Origin of the sequence: Sphaerochaeta sp. S2, from assembly GCF_016406725.1 — a bacterium.
Classification (GTDB): Bacteria; Spirochaetota; Spirochaetia; order Sphaerochaetales; family Sphaerochaetaceae; genus Sphaerochaeta.
Genome location: NZ_JAEKNT010000431.1, coordinates 1 through 1,403, shown reverse-complemented (window position 1 = coordinate 1,403; position 1,403 = coordinate 1). Strand labels below are relative to the sequence as shown.

2 protein-coding genes are annotated in these 1,403 nt (G+C 42.3%); both read right to left on the bottom strand.

What is annotated here, in order from left to right; translation table 11 throughout:
• Positions 1-384 (bottom strand): DUF4032 domain-containing protein (locus JF818_RS12375; protein WP_198892300.1); only part of this gene is annotated, 384 nt, incomplete at its 3' end.
• A gap of 200 nt (positions 385-584) precedes the next feature.
• Positions 585-1,205 (bottom strand): superoxide dismutase, encoded by a 621-nt coding sequence (locus tag JF818_RS12370; RefSeq protein WP_198892299.1) that lies wholly within the window; start codon positions 1,203-1,205, stop codon positions 585-587.
• Between the last annotated feature and the right edge of the window lie 198 nt (positions 1,206-1,403).

Below are 1,403 nucleotides of genomic sequence, written 5' to 3'. Positions count from 1 at the left end.
CTGTACGTCGTAGTCCAGTGCAGCATTGTACACATCGACTTCCTTCTGCTGTTGCAGGCTGAGGAAGTACTGATGGTCACAAATCTCGAAGAAGAGGTCTGCTTTCCTTCTTCCAGGGAAACTCAGCTGGGTTGCCCAGTTTTCCATGACCTGGCTGATTGGCTGGTAGATATTACTCATCCAGGAAAAGGTTGCCTCATCCCAGGTAATTGGCATGGAAAGGTTCTTTCCAAGGAAGTAGCGGTGTCCCTCAATGTGTGAAGCGAGACGTTCATAGTCTGCGTCCAGGAACATGTCAGAGTTCTTGATCATGTACTCAATGCTTTGTCTTTTCTGTATATCGTGGTTATCCATATAGGTCTCCTTGTTCTTGTTCTGTATCATGGCTATATTCTACTGAATTACTATTCGATAATCAAGTACTGATAGACTAATGTATTTGTATTGTTCCGCTCTCTTTTTGTATATTTCCGTTATCTATTATTCATTTTTTTGTTTTTGTATATCTCTGAAGCTTTGTGGAGACAGAGACCTTTGCAAAACGACCCCCCTGAACCAGGGGGATCGTGAAGAGTACAATACGTCTATGAAAGGAGTTTCAGGTAGTCTTCTTCTACCTTTGCCCAATCAAGGACATTCCAAATAGCGTTCAGGTAGTCTGCCCTAAGGTTCTTGTATTTCAAGTAGTATGCATGCTCCCAAACATCGATACCAAGAATAGGCACCCCACCCTTCTTGTCCATCAAGGGTGTATCCTGGTTCGGGGTATTTACCACTTCCAGGGATCCGTCAGAATGTGCAACAAGGAATGCCCAGCCTGAACCAAATCGTCCTGCTGCCTGACTGTTCAGGGTTTCTTTCAAAGCATCAAGGCTTCCAAAGTCTTTCTTGATTCTATCGAGTAATGAGCCTTTAGGTGCATGAGCGGCTGATGGACTGAGAATCGAGAAATAAAGATTATGGTTTGCATACCCTCCCCCATTATTTCTCACAGCGGTTCTGAGCTTCTCGTCGGAGATAGAATCGAGGTTCTTGAGTATGTCTTCAATGGAACGATCTTTCAGGCTTGGATCCTTCTCTACCGCAGCATTGAGATTCTTTGTATATCCAGCATGGTGTTTCGTGTAGTGGGTCACCATGGTTAATTCATCGATATGCGGTTCCAACGCATCAAAACCGTAGGAAAGTTCAACTTGCTTAAACATGAAATACCTCCTATGTATCGTATGTCTATTTCCTAGTCTTTAACTAGGTATTAGTAAGTATACATAGAATTTTTCCATTAGGCAAGTCAATATATAATGGAACACGATTATATTTCACGCATTAAACAATTTCTTCCAACCATCTTTACCTTTTTTTATTTTTGCGTTACTGTTTGCTCGTTTCAGGGACTTAAGACC